Genomic DNA, 17024 nt, shown 5'->3' on the forward strand with positions numbered 1-17024 from the left:
AGTCATTTGGTGAGGCGGGTGCCGTCCTTGCCGTACGCGACCAACGGGGTCAGTACGGCGGGGTCGGGCACTTCGCGCTGGTCGAACCAGAACACGACCACGCGGGGGTCCACGCTCCACGACGCCGTCCGCGCCTGCACCGGCTTGCCGTGCACGGTGCTGACGATCTTCACGGCGGGTCCGGAGAAGTAGCCGTACACAGGCACCCAGGTGCCGCCGGCTGCCATGCCGCCCGCGGTGGCATGGAAGCCGAACGACCGGTCGGCGCCGCGGATCTCGTTGCTGGCGTAGAGCGACAGGTGACCGGTTTTGGTCTGGACCGCGACCATGATGCCGAAGTGGACGTCGGGCAGGGCCGCGTTGTCGTCGATCTTGGTCGCGTAGAAGACGAGCTCGCCGCCGGCGGCGGTCTTGATGCCGGTGTGGATGACATCGCCGTAGGGCTGGGTCACCGACTCCGGCAGCTGGTCGATCGCCGACGTCGGCGGTGGCGAGGTGGTCGGCACGGCGCCGTCCGACGCGACCGGGCCACTGGTCGCCGGGGCCGGCGGCGCGGCGGCAGGCACCTGCGTCGGCTCCGCCGGCGTACGCAGAGCGACGGCGCCGAACACGATCCCGACGACGGCGGCCACCGCGGCGGCCGCTCCCGCGCCCGTGGCGATCCTGCGCCGTCGACGGATGCGCCGGCCCTCGGTGATGATCCGGCCCAGGTCGGGCGCGGCGAACGGCTGGTCGGGCTCTTCGCGCAACGCGGAGCGCAGCTTGTCGAGGTCGGTCACCGCCCGCTCCCTCCGATCAGCACGTCTTCCGGCCCGGCATCCACCCGCAGCTTCGCGAGCGCCCGCGAGTTCGTGCTCTTGACGGTACCCACCGACACGCCCAATTCATCGGCGACCGCCTGTTCCGGCAGGTCGAAGAAGTGCCTGAGCACCACCACGGCCCGTTCGCGGCCCGTCAGCCGCGCCAGCGCGGACGTCAGCCACTCGCGCTGCGTCACGGCCTGCGCGACGTCCTGGCTCGTCGGCCGCTCGGGCACTTCCTCGGAGGCGTACTCGCGCAACGGGCGCCGCCAGCCGTCGATCACGTGGTTGACCAGCACCGTCCGGGCGTACGCGTAGGCGTCCTTGCGGCGCACGCGCGACCAGGCGGCGTAGGTGCGGGTGAAGGCGGTCTGGGCAGCGTCCTCGGCCTGGTGGCGGTCGCCGGTCAGCAGGTACGCCGCGTGCGTGAGCCGGTTCGACGAGGCCTGCACGAAATCGACGAACTCGTCGTCACTGCGCGCCACCCGCGTACCCCCGATCTCCACCTCTACGGGACGGCTGGGCGCAGCGGAGGTTGTCCCGACGTCGGCTCGCCCGGATTCACGCTACAGACGCGACGGCCGCGGGGCGATGAGCTTGTCGAGGTCGAGCACGATGGGATGACCCGAGACGCCGAGCTTCACCTTGCCGGAATACTCGCCGGCGGTTTCGTAGCGACCGTCGAGGAGACGATAGGTGATCATGCTGACCGGTGCTTCGACGTCGATGATCCAGTACTGCCTCATCCCGGCAGCGGCGTACTCGGAATGCTTGGTGATCTGGTCTGTGCGCTTCGTGCCCTCGGACAGGACCTCGACGACCAAAAGAACATCCTCGGCCTGCACCCGCTGAGGGTTCGTTTCGAGAATTTCCCAGGGAACGACCACCACATCGGGCACCCGGACCGTCAGCGGCCGATGTTCCAGCAACATCTCGCCTCGTGCGAACGCACCGTGCCCGCCGAACTGTTCATCGATGAGATGAGCGGCTCGATAAGCCACCCGCTGGCGCCAGAACGGTGGCGGTGGCGTTGTCAGCAACGCCCCCTCGACCACCTCGATGTGCCACTCCGAAGTCTCCGGCAGGGCTTCCCAGTATTCGAGTGTGACCAGCTCGCGAGGCAGGTCGGCGTACTCATTCGCGGAAATCGCCCGCCGGGGAACCCCAGCCGGAGGCATCGTCCGACAGGCCGCGGCGGCGGGCGTTCTCCGCGCGCACCCGTTCCACTTCGGACTGGATGTACTCCTCGTCGTAGCGCTGGAACACGCGCGCGGGGTTGCCGGCGACCAGGGTGCGCGGCGGGACGTCCTTGGCCACCACCGAGTTGGGCTGCACGGTGGCGAAGTCGCCGATCGTCACGCCGGCCATGATGACGACCAGGCCGCCGATGAAGCAGCCCTTGCCGATCTTCACGGGTTTGCGTTCGATGAGGTCGCTGCCGGAGTGGTTCTGCAGCGTCATGTTCGCGAGCCAGCTCGAGTGCGTGAAGATGAGCGTGTTGAGGCCGATGCTGGTGTGCTCGCCGATCTCCAGGCCGCCGCTCGCGTCGAGCGCCGCGCCTTCGCCGATCCAGCAGTGCTCGCCCATGGTCAGGTTCTCCGGGCTGATGATCTTCACGCGCTCGCGCACGCGGCACGTCGAAGGCAGCCCGTAGAACGCCGCCCGCTCGGCGTCGTTCAGATACTGCGAAACGAGGTCGTTCAGGATCATCGGCCGCAGGCGGTTGCTGCGGTCGTCATCGAAGAACATCGTCGTCCGCCACCATCTTCGTGAACACGCGCAGGTGTTCCTCGGCCACCACGTCGAGGCCGAAATTGGCCCGGACCATGGCGCTTTCCCGCTGTGCGATCCGCTCCCTCAGCGAGGGGTCGTCGAGCAGCGACAGCACGGTCGTCTCCACGGCCTCGGCGTCGTCCGGGCGCACCAGCAGGATGTTCTCGCCGTTGCGCAGCTCGATGCCGGGGTAGTTGTCCTCCGTGACCGACGCGATGGTGGCCGTGCCGGACAGCATCGCCTCCAGCGACGCGGTGCCGCAGCCGCCGTTGAGGTCGTGGGTCACGATGTCGGCCGCGGCGAAGTACGCCGGCACGTCTTCCTTCGGCACCGCGCCCGTCACGACCAGGGCTTCGGCCACGCCGAGCTCTTCGGCGCGCTTGAGGAACGCGTCGTGGTACACGCGCCCGACGATCACCACGCGCACGCCCGGGTGCCGGTCGAGGATCGCGGGCAGCGACTCGATCAGCGGCAGCCGGTTGCGCAGCGGGATCACGTGGCCGAGCGAGACGATCAGCGGCGCGTCGCCCAGCTCCAGCTCCGCGCGCACGTCCTTGGTCACCGGCTTTTCGAAGTGCCCCGTGTCCACGGCGATCGGGAAGTACTCGGAGTTCGCGTCGCTCGTGCCGTACCGCTCGACGCAGTAGTCCACGCCGAGCTTGTCGAGGAGGACGTAGCGCGGCCGGATGTAGGAAAGCACCGGCTTGACCAGCACCGCGTCGAGCATCCGGAACACGCGCGAGTACAGCTTGTTCTCGCTGATCAGGAGCGTGTGAATGGTCAGCAGCACGGGCAGCTTGTGGCGCCGCGCGTAGAACCCGGCCAGCCACGACAGATCGAAGAACTGGCCGTGCAGGTGCACCGCGTCGGGCCTGAACTCGTCCAGCAGCTTCCACAGCCGCCGCCAGTTGCCCGGCTTGAGCGACGCGAAGCTCATGTCGAAGTCGATCGACAGGCCGAGCTGCGGCATCTTCACCGCCGGCAGCCGCACGACGCGGTAGCCGTCGCGCTGTTCGTCGGCCGGCGCGTCGCCGTAGGCCGCCGTGATCGCCAGGACCTCGTGGCCGGCCGCCGCGTACTCACCCGCGAGCGACGCCGACATGTGGGCGCTGCCGCCCACCCGGGGCGGGAAGAAGTTGTTCACCACCGCGATGCGCATGGCGCGTCCTTGAGCCGGGCCCGCGGTGGCATTCACTCGGAATCCTGCACGAGAGCCCGCATGCCCTCTTCAACCGAGATGGTCGGCTCCCAGCCGAGCATCTCCCGCGCCCGCGTGATGTCCGCGGCCCGGCGCGACACGAGCACGTCACGCTCGTTGAACTGCGGCTGCACGTCGACCCCCACGGCCTCGATGAGGATCTTCGCCAGCGTGGCGATGGACGTGTCGACGCCGGTGCCGATGTTGATCGGCAGGTTCGACTGCTCCGACTCCAGCGCGGCGACGACCGAACGGGCCAGGTCCGACACGTGCACGAAGTCCATCGACTGGTCGCCGCGGCCGTCGATGATCGGCGGCCGGCCGGCGCGCAGGCGCTGGATGAAGTGGTTGATCACCGACGTGTAGTAGGCCTCGATCTTCTGGCCCGGCCCGTACACGTTGAAGAAGCGCAGCGCGTTCCACGACAGGCCCTTGGTGCGCTCGTAGAAGCCCAGCAGGTCCTCGCCGGCACGCTTGGAGATGCAGTACGGCGTGAGCGGGCGCAGCTCGTCGTCCTCGTGCATCGGGAGACGCTTGGGCTCGCCGTACACCGACGCCGTGGACGCGAACACCAGGCGCTCGACACCCTCGTCGGCGGCCGCGGCGAAAACGTTGTGGTTGCCGGTCATGTTGATGTCGATCGACTCGTGCGGGTCGGCGATCGACTTGTTGATCGAGACCGTGGCGAAGTGGATCACGTGCGAGCAGCCGCGGATGGCCTCGCGCACCGCACCGCCGTAGCGCACGTCCTTCTCGACCAGCTCGACCTTGCCGGTGGCCACGAATTCGTTCACGCGAGCACGGTCGCCGCGGGTCATGTTGTCGAAGATGCGGACGGTGTAGCCACCATCGAGCAGCAGCGGGATGACGTGGGCGGCGATGAACCCACCACCGCCGGTGAAGAACACCTTCTTCTCGGACATGGTCGCTGCTTCTCCTCGGTCGACGATCTTGTTCTTCAGCTGAGCGCGTGGACTGCTTCGCGCACCGTGGTCACCACGCGGTCCACTTCGGCTTCGGTCAGCTCCGCGTGCATCGGGATCGCCAGCTGCCGGCGGAACGCGTCGGCCGAGATGGGCAGCGGCTGCTGCTCGCCGTACACCGGCTGCAGGTGCGAAGCGTACGTCCCGAAGTTGCACTGCACGCCCTGTTCACGGATGCGCAGCGCCAGCGTGTCGCGGCTGAGGCCGGACGCGACGGTGAGGAGGTAGGCCTGCCACGGGTGCTCGCGGTCGGGCAGCTCGACGGGCGCGGTGAGCTGTTCGACGTCGGCGAAGGCCTCGTGGTAGCGCTTCGCCACGGAACGGCGAGCGGCGAGCAGGTCGGGCAGCCGGTCGAGCTGCACGCCCATGATCGCGGCCTGGATGTCCGACAGGCGGAAGTTCCAGCCCAGCTCGTGGAACTCCGGGATCGGCAGCGTGCCCGAGCCCTCGCGGCTGATGGCGGGCTCGATGCCGTAGGTGTGCACCTTGCGCGCGTGGGCGATGAGGTCTTCGCGGTTCGACACGAGCGCGCCGCCCTCACCCGCGGTGATGCCCTTGCGGCCGTGGAAGGAGAACGCCGCGAGGTCGGCGAGGCTGCCGGCCGGGCGCGTCTTGTACGTGGCGCCGGCCGAGCAGGCGGCGTCCTCGAACAGCCACAGGCCATGTTTGTCGGCAATGGCGCGGTACTCGTCGAAGTCACCCGGTAGACCCGCGACATCGACGGCGAGGATCCCGACCGTGCGCGGCGTGATCAGGGCTTCGATCGCGGCCGGGTCGGCGCTGAAGATGTCGGGCCGGATGTCGGCGAACACGGGCTTCGCGCCGGCCTGCAGCACGGCGTGGCCGGTGGCGGGGAAGGTGTAGTCGCCGACGATGACCTCATCGCCCGGCTTCACGCCCAGCACCTTGAGGCCGAGGAACAGCGCGGCGCCGCAGCTGCTCGTGGTCAGGGCGTGCGCGGTGCCCGTGGCCTGCGCGAACCGCTCCTCGAAGCGGCGGCACGCGGGTCCGGCGCCGGCGAGCCAGCCCGAGCGGAACACCTCGGCGACGGCCGCCAGTTCCTCCTCGCCGACCGTCGGCCGTCCGAGCAGCACCTGGCCCTCGGCCGGTTGTCCAGACATCCCCACTCCAGTTTGTTCCTCGAACAACGTTGCGCTAGCTCGCCCCGAAGTGTATATACGCGCTCCGCCGAGCCGGGCGTGGGGACGAAACGTGCCGGTAACGGGCGGGCGGTGCGCCTAGTCTTGCCGCATGCGGATCGGGGTTCTGGGGGCGGTCACGGCGTGGGGCGCGGCGGGGGAGCCGGTCGTCGTCGGGGGTCCCCGGGTGCGGGCGCTGCTGGCGCAGCTCGCGCTGGAGGCGGGCCGGTTCGTGCCGGCGGAGCGGCTGATCGACGGCTTGTACGGCGAGGAACCGCCGGACGGCGCGGCCAATGCGCTGCAGTCACAGGTGTCACGGCTGCGCAGCGCGTTGAAAGCTGTGGCGCCGGTGGAGTTCACGGGCGCGGGCTACCGGCTCGTCGTGGAGCCCGACGAGGTCGACGTGCACCGGTTCGAGCGGCTGGCGGGCGACGGGCGGCGCGAGCTCGCGGCCGCCGACGCCACGCGTGCCAGCGACCTGCTCGGTGAAGCTTTGGCGTTGTGGCGAGGACCGGCGTTCGCCGACGTGACCGAAGCGCCCTTCGCGGCGACGCAGGCGACCCGTCTCGAGGAGCTGCGCTCGGACGCGGCGAGCGACCGCATCGACGCCGAGATCACGCTGGGCCGTGCGGCGGAGGTGCTCGACGAGCTGCGGGCGGCAGTCGTCGCCGCACCCCTGCGCGAACGGTCGCGCACCCAGCTCGTGCGCGCGCTGCACGCGGCGGGCCGCTCGGCCGAGGCGCTGGCGGCGTTCGAGGACGCGCGCCGCACGCTGGCCGACGAGCTCGGCGCCGACCCCGGGCCCGAGCTGGCCGAGGCGCATCTGGCCGCGTTGCGCAGTGAGCCGGCGGCCGCGTCGTCGCCGTTGCCCGCGCAGCTGACCAGCTTCGTCGGCCGAGACGGCGAGCTGCGGCAAGTCGGTGAGATGCTGCGGCACGCGCGGCTGGTGACGTTGCTGGGTCCCGGCGGCACCGGGAAGACCCGGCTGGCCGTGGAAGTCGCGACGGCTCATACCGGGTCTGCGGCATTCGTGGAGCTGGCGCCGCACGTCGCCGACGATGTCGGGCAGGCCGTGCTGAGCGCGCTGGGCCTGCGCGAAGGCGCGTCGCCGTTGCGGGGTTCGGGTGTGCAGGACCCCGTCGAACGGCTGGTGTCGGCGTTGCGCGACCAATCGACGTTGCTGGTGCTGGACAACTGCGAGCACGTGGTCGACGCGGCCGCGCAGCTGCTCGCGCGCCTGCTTCCCGCGTGTCCCGGCCTGCGCGTGCTCGCGACGAGCCGGGAGCCGCTCGGCATCACCGGTGAGCAGCTGGCGCCGGTGCCGCGGCTCGCGGTGCCGCCGCCGGGCACGCCCGCGGCCGCGGCGCTGGGGTTCTCGGCCGTTTGGCTGTTCGCGGACCGCGCCGCCGCGAGCGACCCGGCGTTCCGCGTGGACGAGGACACGATCGGCGACGTCCAGCACATCTGCGCCGCGCTCGACGGACTGCCGCTCGCGCTGGAGCTCGCGGCGGCGCGCGTGCGGACGCTGCCCGTCGGCGAGATCGCCGCCCGGCTGGACAACCGCTTCCACCTGCTCGCGCGTGGCAGCCGCACGGCGGAGGCGCGGCACCGTTCGCTGCGCGGCGTCGTCGAATGGAGCTGGGAGCTGCTGGACGACGACGAACGCCGGCTCGCGCGGCGGCTCACCGTGTTTTCCGGCGGGGCGACGCTGGGTCTTGCCGAGCAGGTGTGCGAGGTGCCGGACACCGTCGACCTGTTGCCGGGCCTGGCGGACAAATCGCTGGTCGAGACCACGGGCGAGCGCTACCGCATGTTGGAGACGATCCGCGCGTTCTGCGCGGAGAAGCTTTCGGGCGCGGGTGAAACGGCGCGGTTCGAGGCGGCGCACGCTTCGGCTTTCCTGCAGCTGGCCGAAAAAGCCGACCCGTTGCTGCGCACCGCCGACCAGCTGCGCTGGCTCGACCGGCTCGACGCGGAGTACGACAACCTCGTCGCCGCGCTGCGCTGGTCGACGGACGCGGACCTGCCCACGGCGTTGCGGCTGACGGCCGCGCTGGCCACATACTGGTGGATGCGCGGCCGACGCTACGAGGGCGCGATGCTGTCGCTGGAAGTCGTGAAACGCTGTGGTCCGGTCGCTCCCGAGGGGTACGAGGAGCAGTTCCTGATGTGCGTGCTCAACGCGATGTCCGGCGCCCCGGGCCACGACGCGACGCTGCCGTACCAGTCCACAGTGGAGCATTACGCGCGAGACATGTCCTGGGCGCCAAGGCATCCGACGTTGAGCCTGCTGCTGGGCGTGGTGATCGGCCCGCCCGCCGACGAGGAGACGCTCTTCACCCGCAGCAGCATCATGGCCGGCGGCGACCCGTGGAGCAGCGCGCTCGTCCCCATGGGCACGGGTCTGCGCGCGATGCTCACCGGCGACCTCGACGAGGCCGAGACGAAGCTGCGCGAGGGCGAGTCCCGCTACCGGGCCCTCGGCGAACGCTGGGGCCTGTCGATGTCGCTCGACCACCTGTCGCAACTGCTCACCTGGCGCGGCCGCTGGGACGAGGCCATGGCCGCCATGACCGAGTCCATGGACCTCATGCAGCAACTCGGCGCGGCCGACGACTACGCCGACCTGCTCTGCCGCCGCGCCGACAGCCGCACCCTCCGCGGCGACGTCGCGGGCGCACGCGAGGACTACTCGAAGGTGATCGCGCTGGCGCGCCGCTCCGGAATGCCGGAGACGCGCGCTTCGGGTTACGTCGGCTTGGCGGCTCTGGCACGCCGGGACGGCGACTTGGCGGGGGCTCGTTCACTGGCGGAGCGCGCGTTGGCGGAGTGCACCAGCGGCTCCTTCTCGGTCGCCGCGGTCCGCGGAGCGGCGACGATCGCGCTGGGCTGGGTTGCCGTCGCGGCGGGCCACGCCTCGGAAGCCCGCGCGCTCATGCGCGAAGCCGTGGAGGCGGCGCACCGGTGGCAGGACAGCACCGTGCTGGCCTCAGCCCTGGAGTGCGTCGCGGGCGCCGCTCTGCTGGAGGGCCACGCGGAGGAGGCCGCCATGCTCCTCGGCGCCGCCGTCGCCGCGCGCGGCACGGACGTCGCGGGCCAACCGGACGTCGCCGAGGTGGCCGACCGCGCCCGCGCTCAGCTTGGTCCGGGTTACGACCGGTACTACGCCGGCGGACGGGAGCTGACGGTGCAGAAGGCATTGACGGCGGCGGGGATCGCTCCGTAACTCACGCTCGGGATACGCCCACGCGAGTTCGCACCGGAGAACTTGATCGACTTCAGAAGCTCTGTGCGTCAACCCTTCTCGGTCCGCGCACGCCCAATCTGGCTTTGCGGGATGCGTGAAGAATTCGAAATCTTCGACCCCCGTTACCAGACCGCGCCTCCGTCGGACACCTTCGAGCCGGCAGGTCACCGGGTGCGCGTTGAGTGGGCGACCACGGACATGGTCGGCGATTCGAGGACCCACACCCCGCTGACCTGCACTGTCAGCCATCGTGCGTCGTTCGTGCGTGGGTCGTCAGCGGGGCCCGGCAGCGTGAGGGCCCGGAGCGAACCACGGAGGCCCACCATGACCATCACCGCAGCGTCCACCAGTCCGGGCAGAACGCTGACGCCGGCGCGCAAAGCCGCCATCATCGGCGTCTGCGTGCTCGTGCAGATCCTCACGGCCGTCGACATGACGGTGCTCCACCTGGCGATCCCGGCGTTGTCCGAGTCGCTGCGGCCGACCACCACGCAGGCGCTCTGGATCGCCGACGGGTACGGGTTCGCGCTGGCCGGGCTGCTCATCACGGCGGGCAACATCGGCGACCGCATCGGGCGCAAGAAGCTGTTGCTCGTCGGGGCGGCGGTGTTCGGGCTGGTCTCGGTGGCCACGGCGTACGCGCCGAGTGCCGAGCTGCTCATCGTGCTGCGAATCCTGCTCGGGGCCAGCGCGGCAACGCTCATGCCGTCGACGCTGTCGATCCTGCGCAACACTTTCACCGGCAAGGAGCGCACCGCGGCGATCGGCGTGTCGAGCGGGCTGACGATCCTCGGGTTCGGCCTCGGCCCGCTCATCGGCGGCGCGCTGCTGTCCCACTTCTGGTGGGGTTCGGTGTTCCTGATCAATGTGCCCGTGGTCGTCGTGCTGATCGCCGTCGGCATCTTCGTGCTGCCGGAGTCGCGCAACCCTGCGCCCGGGCGGCTGGACGGAGTCAGTGTCGCGCTGTCGCTCGTGGGCATCCTCGGGATGGTCTACACCATTAAGGAGATCGCGTACGAGGGTCTGAACCACTGGGACGTCTACGCGGCGGCGATCCTCGGCGTCGGCAGCCTGCTCGCGTTCGTGCTGCGCCAACCGCGCCTGGCCGAGCCACTGATGGACCTGCGGCTGTTCCGCAACCGCGCCTTCTCGGCGACGGTCGTGACCACCGTGCTCGCGATGTTCGCGCAACTGGCCGTGAACGTGATCTCCACGCAGTACTTCCAGCTCGTCAACGGGTGGTCGCCGCTGAAGTCGGGGCTGGCGGGCCTGCCGGGCATGGGCGGCGCGCTGATCGGCGGCACCCTCGGCGCCGTGCTGATCAAGTCGCTCGGCCGCGCCGGCACGGTCACGCTCGGCTGCCTGTCCTCGGCGATCGGGTTCGCCCTCTACAGCCGAACGGACGTCGGCACCGCGTATGGGTACCTCGTGGTGACGATGGTGGTCTTCGGCATCGGTCTCGCGCTGATCCTCACCGTCGCGACGGACACCGTGCTCGGCGTCGTCCCGAAGCACCGCGCGGGCGCCGCGTCGGCCATCTCCGAGACGGCCACGGAGCTCGGCGGCGCGCTGGGCATCGCGGTGCTCGGCAGCGTGCTCGGCTCGCTCTACCGCCACGGCCTGCCCGCGGACGTCCCGGAGCCGGCTCGGGAGACGCTGGCCGGCGCCGCGCAGGTGTCCGCGCAGCTCCCGGCCGGTCCCGGGGCGCAGCTGCTGCACACCGGGCAGCACGCGTTCATCGGCGGCCTGCAGGTGACGATGCTCGGCGCCGCGGGCCTGATGGTGCTGGTAGCGGGCGTGGCGTGGGTCGCGCTGCGCGGGGTGCCGAAGGTGCTGGAAGACCCGGCCGAGTGAGCGCGCTCCGGTCCGAGGTGGGCGGAGGTCCACTTCGGACCGGGGTTCGCCAATGGGTCACCTGATGCGTGAAGAACCGCATTTCAGACCACTTGGGCTACTCACACGACCGCGAGGTCGCGTAGCCTGTCTGTCCGTGCGTAACGTGGTGGTGATCGGTGGCGGAATCGTCGGCCTGGCCGTGGCCTGGGAGCTGTCGCAGCGGGGGCAGGACGTCACGGTGCTCGAGAAGGAGAGCCGCTGGGCGGCACACCAGACGGGGCACAACTCCAACGTGGTCCACGCCGGCCTCTACTACAAACCGGGCTCGTTCAAGGCGCGGATGTCCGTGGCCGGTAATCGGTCCATTGTGGACTTCGCGCGGCAGTACGGCGTGCCCGTGGAGGTGTGCGGGAAGCTCGTGGTGGCCACGAGCGAGTCGGAGCTGCCGGCCCTGAACACCCTCGCCGAGCGCGCCGAGGCCAACGGCGTGCCGGCCAAGAAGGTCACCGCCGCCGAGGCGCGCGAGTACGAACCCGAGGTGGCGTGCGTCGGCGCGCTGCGCGTGGAATCGACGGGCATCATCGACTTCCCGGCCGTCTGCGCCGCGCTCGTGCGACTGCTCGACGAGGCCGACGCCGACCTGCGGCTCGACACCGAGGTCGTCGGCATCCGCCCCGGCGCCCACGGTGGCGTGGAGGTCGCCACCGGCACGGAGGTCATCCACGCCGACGCGCTCGTGAACTGCGCCGGCCTGCAGTCCGACCGCGTGGCCGAGCTGGCCGGCGTGACACCGAGCGCGCGCATCGTGCCCTTCCGCGGCGAGTACTACGAGCTCAAGCCCGAGCGCCGCCACCTCGTGCGCGGCCTGATCTACCCCGTGCCCGACCCGACGCTGCCGTTCCTCGGCGTGCACCTCACCCGCATGCTCGACGGCAGCGTGCACGCCGGCCCCAACGCCGTGCTCGCGCTGCGCCGCGAGGGCTACCGCTGGGCCGACGTGTCCGTGAAAGACCTCGCCGACGTCGCCCGCTTCCCCGGCGCGTGGCGGCTCGCACGCAAGTACGCGTTCCCGACCGGGCTGGAAGAGGTGCTGCGCTCGTTCTCGAAGAAGCGCTTCGCCGCCAGCCTTGCCCGGCTCGTGCCCGCCGTGACGGAGGACGACATCGTCCGTCACGGCTCCGGTGTGCGGGCCCAGGCACTGCGCCCGGACGGCTCACTCGTGGACGACTTCCTCATCGAGACCGCCCGCGACCAGGTCCACGTGCTCAACGCTCCGAGCCCCGCGGCGACGAGCGCGCTGGAGATCGCGAAGCACATCGCCGACCAGGTAGCGGCGTAACCAGCGCAAACGCGTACGCGGAAAGTTTTTGAAATTTCCGTGAACCGTCCGGCCCTCTCGTTCCGTGTGTTGGCCGCACGCGGAAGATCACGCTGGAGGTCCCGGAAGCCATGAACCACAACGCCTCGCACTTCGGTGAGCCGGCCACGACGTTCCTGAAGCCGAACAGCGGCCAGGAGCCGGCGAACCTGGGCCGGGTGGTTCAGGCGGTTGCTCGCCCCGGTGCACCCCGGCCGCTGCGGGTCGACGTGGCCGGCGGTGGCCCGGTCGGGCTGATCTTCGCGTGCACGCTGCGTTCGATGCTGGGCGACAAGGTCAAGATCCGCGTGTTCGACCGCCGCTGGATGCGGCGCGACGGCCGGATCGCCTGGCAGGGCACGGCGGAGGGCAACAACCGGCGCGAGCAGGTCGTCACGCTGCAGAGCAACGTCTGGGGCCAGCTGCCGATGCTCGTGCGGCGCCGCCTGTTCACCGCCGGCAACTACTCGGAGATGTGGCCGCTCGGCCCCGACTCCCCCACGCACCGCGGGCGCCCGCGCAACATCAAGGTCCGCTGGATCGAAGACTGCCTGCTGGAGATGGCGCAGGACTTCTACGGCATCGAGCTCATCCCCGAGCCGTACGCGCAGCCGAAGTCCTGGGACGGCCTCGACGTGCTCGCCATCTGCGACGGCGCCCGATCGAAGACGCGGGAGGACCTCAAGGAGGCGTTCGGCTCGTCGAGCCGCGACCTGTACTCCGTGGGCGGCACGCCGCTCGACGAGACCGTGCTCGGCATCCGCATCAAGGGCAAGGTGCCCGACGAGCACACCGTGCCGCTCACCGTGTGCCAGAACCGCTTCCTGTTCAACTCCCTCGGCGGCGGCTTCATCAACATGCGCCTCACCGCCGAGGAGGCCTCGGAAGTCCTGGCCTACGGCGAAAACGGCCCGGTTCCGTGCATCGGCAAGTTCGGCTGCACCATGCGCCCGGACAGCGACAAGTTCGTGTGCGACCGCCACCGCTCGGTGTTCAAGCCCTCGGTGGACAAGCTGTCGTTCCTGTGGCCGCGCATCGCCGACGGCGTCAAGTTCTTCGGTGCCACGATGGCCGACATCGTGGGCATCACGTCGTTCAAGCTGGGCATGCAGCAGAACCCGAAGTTCACCGCGCAGCTCGCGCCGTCCACGTACGCGTTCCTGCTCGGCGACGCCGCCAACTCACTGCACTTCTGGCCGGGCCGCGGCCTCAACACCGGCGTGAAGAGTGTGCAGTCGCTCGCCGCGAACCTCGCGTCTCGCTGGGCCGGGCGGGCGTTCCGCGCCGCCGACTTCGCGCCGCACGAGGGCCTGATGCAGCAGCTGCAGTACCGCGAGAAGTCGCGCGCCTGGACGACGATGCTGATTCCCGACGAGAACGGCCTGCCGCGCGGCATCGAGGACCGCATCCGCGCCGGCCTCACCAGCAAGGAAGACCGCCAGGCGCTGGCCGACACGCTGTACAAGCGGCTCCTCGCCGTGAAGTCCCGGCTCGAAGGCCGCATGGGCACGCTGGCCGACGACGCTTGGTACCGCTCGCGCATCAACTCGCTCGACGTGAAGACACTGGGCGTGATGGTCGAGTCCGGTGCCTGGATCACCCGCGAGATCGGCGGCGACGAGGTGGCGGTGAACATCGAGGTGGCACCCGCCGACACCAGCGCCTCGGAGCCGACGCGCCGCGCCCCGTCGCCCCAGCGGCCGGCCCGCCCCGCGTCGCGCAACATCCCGGCGGCGCGCAACATCCCGGCGGCGCGCACCGCCCCGGCCGGGCCGCGCCGTCCCGCCGGCGTGTCCTGACGCGACAGTCCACTCAGGACTTTCAGGCCGGGAGGTTCCCCGAAACCAGGGGAACTCCCGCCTTGACGGCGTCGCACGCCTTCGAGGGGTCGTCGAGATAACCGGACACGATCTGGATGGACGACTTCGGCGTGACGGCGAGGCCGGCGCCGCAGTTGACGCCGCCGGAGTCGTTGAAGTTGGCGAAGATCGACCAGTGGTGACCGTTGGCGTCGATGGTCGAGACCGGCGGCACGTCCATGCCGGGCCACTGCGTCATCGGCAGGTCGGGACCGAGCCAGACCTCGAAGGCCTTCTGGCCGCGGTCGCCGTCGGTGTCGTCCCACAGGCAGAACACCGCGTTGGGCACGACGCTCGAGTTCTGCTTCTCGCCCTGCGGCGCCACGTGCAGCGACGCGGCCTGCTCGGGCTTCAGCAGCGTGCACGGGTCCAGGCCCACGAGCGGCCCACTCGGCGGCGCCGCACTGCTCGGCGCCGTCGGCATGATCTGCGGCGCGGGCTGCCCACCCGGCAGGTGCGCGGCGACCTGCGGCACCGCCTGCTTCGCCGCGTCGCACGCCTTGGTCTCGTCCGGGTTGGACACACTCACGAACGCGTAGGACTTCGGGCCGAGCGTGGTGTAGAGGTCGCAGCTGCCGGGGATGAACGAGCCGTAGCGGGTCCACTGGAACCCGCCATCGGAGAAGGGCGGCGCCTTGACGACGGCGCCCTGCAGGTAGTCGTCGAGCGACTGGTCCACCGACCAGCCGACGGTGAGGATGGTCAGCGCCGCGCTGTCGTCCTTGCTGTTCCACAGGCACATCGCGGGCGTGCGCAGCTTCTCGCTCGCCGCCTGCCCCTTGCCGGGCGCGCGATAGCCGAGCGCGTCGGCCTGCTGCTGGTCGACCAGCGAACACGCGTCCACGACCTGCTGCACGGGCCCCTGCCCCGGCACCGGCGCCGCGACGCCCCCGACGCGCACCGTGCACCCGGCCACCACCACGGCCACCCCGGCCAAGGCCACGGCCGCGCGCACTCCCCTGAACCCCATCGGCGTCTCCTCCTCGCGCCCGAACCCTAGCGGGCGCACCGGGCTCGCACCGGCTATCCGCGGAAACGACGACGGCCGGGACCCCGCAGGGCCCCGGCTGCGCAAAACCGCCGATCAGCGCTTCTTCTCGGCTCATGGTGCGCGACGCGGTTGCGCACCGGGAGCTGCAGTCCCCACGTGCTGCCCGGACCGCCGAACCCGGCCCGTCGAGCCGGGCTTTCCGGCTCGACGCGCGATCCCAGGCGCTGCGTGAACTTCGAGGCGGGCAAGATCGCAGTGGCGTGCCGATGAGCTCGGGCGGCGGCGATGAGTGGTCCGTTCGCCGCCCCGGCCGGGCGCACCGGGCTCGCACCGGCTATCCACGGAAACGACGACGGCCGGAACCCCGCAGGGCCCCGGCCGCCCAAAACCGCCGATCAGCGCTTCTTCTTCGGCTCCAGCACCTCGCGCCCGCCGACGAAGGGGCGCAGGGCCTCCGGGACGCGCACCGAGCCGTCGGCCTGCTGGTGGTTCTCCATGATCGCGACGATCCAGCGCGTGGTGGCCAGCGTGCCGTTGAGGGTGGCGGCGATCTGGGGCTTGCCGTTGGGGTCGCGGTAGCGCACGGACAGGCGGCGGGCCTGGAAGGTGGTGCAGTTGGACGTGGACGTCAGCTCGCGGTAGGTCTCCTGCGTGGGCACCCAGGCCTCGCAGTCGAACTTGCGGTGGGCGGACGTGCCAAGGTCGCCGGTCGCCGTGTCGATGACGCGGTAGGGCACCTCGATCTTGGCGAGCATCTGCTCTTCCCAGCCGAGCAGGCGCTGGTGTTCGGCCTCGGCCTCGGCGGGCGTCGTGTAGACGAACATCTCGACCTTGTCGAACTGGTGCACGCGGATGATGCCGCGGGTGTCCTTGCCGTACGAGCCGGCCTCGCGGCGGTAGCACGAGGACCAGCCGGCGTAGCGGCGCGCGCCGTCGCCGAGTTCGAGGATCTCGTCGGCGTGGAAGCCGGCGAGGGGGACCTCGGAGGTGCCGACGAGGTACAGGTCGTCGTCGGCCAGCCGGTAGATCTCCGACGCGTGGGCGCCGAGGAAACCGGTACCGGCCATGATCTCCGGGCGCACGAGCGAGGGCGTGATCATCGGCGTGAAGCCGTTTTCCAGCGCCTGCGCGATGGCCATGTTGAGCAGCCCGAGCTGCAGCTGCGCGCCGACGCCGCTCAGGAAGTAGAACCGCGAGCCCGACACCTTCGCGCCGCGCTCCATGTCGACGGCGCCGAGGCCCTCCATGAGGTCCAGGTGGTCACGCGGCTCGAAGTCGAACTTCGTCGGCTCGCCGACGGTCTTGAGCACGGTGAAGTCGTCTTCGCCGCCGACGGGCGCGTCGGGGTGCACCAGGTTGGGCACGGTGCGGAAGAGCGTGTCGAACTCCTCCGACGCCTCCGTCTGCTCGACCTCGGCGGCCTTGACCTGGGCGGACAGCTCCTTGGCGCGCGTGAGCAACGAAGCCTTCTCTTCGGGAGCGGCCTTCGGGACGAGCTTGCTCACGGACTTCTGCTCGGCCCGCAGCTTGTCGGCGTTGGCGATCGCGGAGCGGCGGCGGGAGTCGAAGCCGAGCAGCTTGTCGACCACTCCTTCGTCCTCACCACGGGCACGCTGCGACGCGCGCACGGCTTCCGGGTCTTCGCGCAGAGTCCTGGGGTCAATCACGGAAGAAAGGGTAGTCGCAGGCCAGCAGGTCCCTCGAAGCGGTTTGGGGATTGCGCGGCCTGCCGGCCGTCCACGGACAAACTGTGCGGCCCTCGTCCGAGGACGGAGCAGTCTGATCGTTGTCGCCCGTTTCCGGCGCTGCCCATACTCCGATGAGGCCGAGACGGATGGAGA

13 protein-coding genes are annotated in these 17024 nt (G+C 70.5%); 4 read left to right on the forward strand and 9 right to left on the reverse strand.

Going from position 1 to position 17024, the window contains the following annotated elements:
- Positions 1-2 precede the first annotated feature (2 nt).
- The 7 genes from AB0383_RS00545 to AB0383_RS00575 form a co-directional block, all read right to left on the reverse strand.
- On the reverse strand, positions 3-779 hold the full coding sequence (locus tag AB0383_RS00545; RefSeq protein WP_366184229.1) for a hypothetical protein: 777 nt from the start codon (positions 777-779) through the stop codon (positions 3-5).
- A complete protein-coding gene (locus tag AB0383_RS00550) occupies positions 776-1285 on the reverse strand; it encodes a SigE family RNA polymerase sigma factor (RefSeq protein WP_364173744.1) in 510 nt (169 codons plus the stop codon). The genes AB0383_RS00545 and AB0383_RS00550 overlap by 4 nt, the downstream gene beginning before the upstream one ends.
- Positions 1286-1366: 81 nt before the next feature.
- On the reverse strand, positions 1367-1978 hold the full coding sequence (locus tag AB0383_RS00555) for a Uma2 family endonuclease (protein ID WP_366184232.1): 612 nt from the start codon (positions 1976-1978) through the stop codon (positions 1367-1369).
- Complete coding sequence (locus AB0383_RS00560; RefSeq protein WP_364173749.1) at positions 1935-2549, reverse strand: acyltransferase; 615 nt, start codon at positions 2547-2549, stop codon at positions 1935-1937. The genes AB0383_RS00555 and AB0383_RS00560 overlap by 44 nt, the downstream gene beginning before the upstream one ends.
- Positions 2536-3732 (reverse strand): glycosyltransferase family 4 protein, encoded by a 1197-nt coding sequence (locus tag AB0383_RS00565; protein ID WP_364173752.1) that lies wholly within the window; start codon positions 3730-3732, stop codon positions 2536-2538. Before AB0383_RS00565 ends, AB0383_RS00560 begins: the two co-directional genes overlap by 14 nt.
- Positions 3733-3764: 32 nt before the next feature.
- The gene (locus AB0383_RS00570) at positions 3765-4694 is read right to left on the reverse strand and encodes an NAD-dependent epimerase/dehydratase family protein (protein ID WP_366184235.1); all 930 of its coding nucleotides are present in this window, start codon (positions 4692-4694) and stop codon (positions 3765-3767) included.
- A 35-nt stretch (positions 4695-4729) separates the two neighbouring features.
- A complete protein-coding gene (locus AB0383_RS00575) occupies positions 4730-5875 on the reverse strand; it encodes a DegT/DnrJ/EryC1/StrS family aminotransferase (RefSeq protein WP_364173757.1) in 1146 nt (381 codons plus the stop codon).
- Positions 5876-6005: 130 nt separating this feature from the next.
- On the opposite strand from AB0383_RS00575, the gene AB0383_RS00580 reads away from it, so the two are divergent.
- The 4 genes from AB0383_RS00580 to AB0383_RS00595 all read left to right on the forward strand — a co-directional run bounded on the left by AB0383_RS00580 (position 6006) and on the right by AB0383_RS00595 (position 14132).
- Positions 6006-9119 carry a BTAD domain-containing putative transcriptional regulator gene (locus tag AB0383_RS00580; RefSeq protein ID WP_366184237.1) on the forward strand — a complete coding sequence of 1038 codons (3114 nt, stop codon included), beginning with the start codon at positions 6006-6008 and terminating at the stop codon, positions 9117-9119.
- A gap of 345 nt (positions 9120-9464) precedes the next feature.
- A complete protein-coding gene (locus tag AB0383_RS00585) occupies positions 9465-10994 on the forward strand; it encodes an MFS transporter (protein WP_366184239.1) in 1530 nt (509 codons plus the stop codon).
- A gap of 136 nt (positions 10995-11130) precedes the next feature.
- Positions 11131-12315 (forward strand): L-2-hydroxyglutarate oxidase, encoded by a 1185-nt coding sequence (gene lhgO / locus AB0383_RS00590; RefSeq protein ID WP_366184241.1) that lies wholly within the window; start codon positions 11131-11133, stop codon positions 12313-12315.
- A 110-nt stretch (positions 12316-12425) separates the two neighbouring features.
- A complete protein-coding gene (locus AB0383_RS00595; protein WP_366184243.1) occupies positions 12426-14132 on the forward strand; it encodes a hypothetical protein in 1707 nt (568 codons plus the stop codon).
- A gap of 22 nt (positions 14133-14154) precedes the next feature.
- Here the strand turns inward: AB0383_RS00595 and AB0383_RS00600 are convergent, their stop codons facing one another.
- Both AB0383_RS00600 and serS read right to left on the reverse strand, forming a co-directional pair.
- Complete coding sequence (locus AB0383_RS00600) at positions 14155-15162, reverse strand: DUF3558 family protein (RefSeq protein ID WP_366184245.1); 1008 nt, start codon at positions 15160-15162, stop codon at positions 14155-14157.
- A gap of 416 nt (positions 15163-15578) precedes the next feature.
- Positions 15579-16850, reverse strand: a complete 1272-nt coding sequence (serS, locus tag AB0383_RS00605) for a serine--tRNA ligase (protein ID WP_364173774.1) — start codon at positions 16848-16850, stop codon at positions 15579-15581.
- Positions 16851-17024: the final 174 nt, after the last annotated feature.

This window comes from Amycolatopsis sp. NPDC051373, from assembly GCF_040689465.1.
GTDB lineage: Bacteria > Actinomycetota > Actinomycetes > Mycobacteriales > Pseudonocardiaceae > Amycolatopsis.

What these genes read in the sequence shown, in the direction of transcription:
- AB0383_RS00580 (WP_366184237.1), top strand. Translation starts at nt 6,006, where the DNA reads ATGCGGATCGGGGTTCTGGGGGCGGTCACGGCGTGGGGCGCGGCGGGG.
- AB0383_RS00560 (WP_364173749.1), bottom strand. Translation starts at nt 2,549, where the DNA reads ATGTTCTTCGATGACGACCGCAGCAACCGCCTGCGGCCGATGATCCTG.
- AB0383_RS00570 (WP_366184235.1), bottom strand. Translation starts at nt 4,694, where the DNA reads ATGTCCGAGAAGAAGGTGTTCTTCACCGGCGGTGGTGGGTTCATCGCC.
- AB0383_RS00600 (WP_366184245.1), bottom strand. Translation starts at nt 15,162, where the DNA reads ATGGGGTTCAGGGGAGTGCGCGCGGCCGTGGCCTTGGCCGGGGTGGCC.
- AB0383_RS00565 (WP_364173752.1), bottom strand. Translation starts at nt 3,732, where the DNA reads ATGCGCATCGCGGTGGTGAACAACTTCTTCCCGCCCCGGGTGGGCGGC.
- AB0383_RS00555 (WP_366184232.1), bottom strand. Translation starts at nt 1,978, where the DNA reads ATGCCTCCGGCTGGGGTTCCCCGGCGGGCGATTTCCGCGAATGAGTAC.
- AB0383_RS00575 (WP_364173757.1), bottom strand. Translation starts at nt 5,875, where the DNA reads ATGTCTGGACAACCGGCCGAGGGCCAGGTGCTGCTCGGACGGCCGACG.
- AB0383_RS00585 (WP_366184239.1), top strand. Translation starts at nt 9,465, where the DNA reads ATGACCATCACCGCAGCGTCCACCAGTCCGGGCAGAACGCTGACGCCG.
- AB0383_RS00595 (WP_366184243.1), top strand. Translation starts at nt 12,426, where the DNA reads ATGAACCACAACGCCTCGCACTTCGGTGAGCCGGCCACGACGTTCCTG.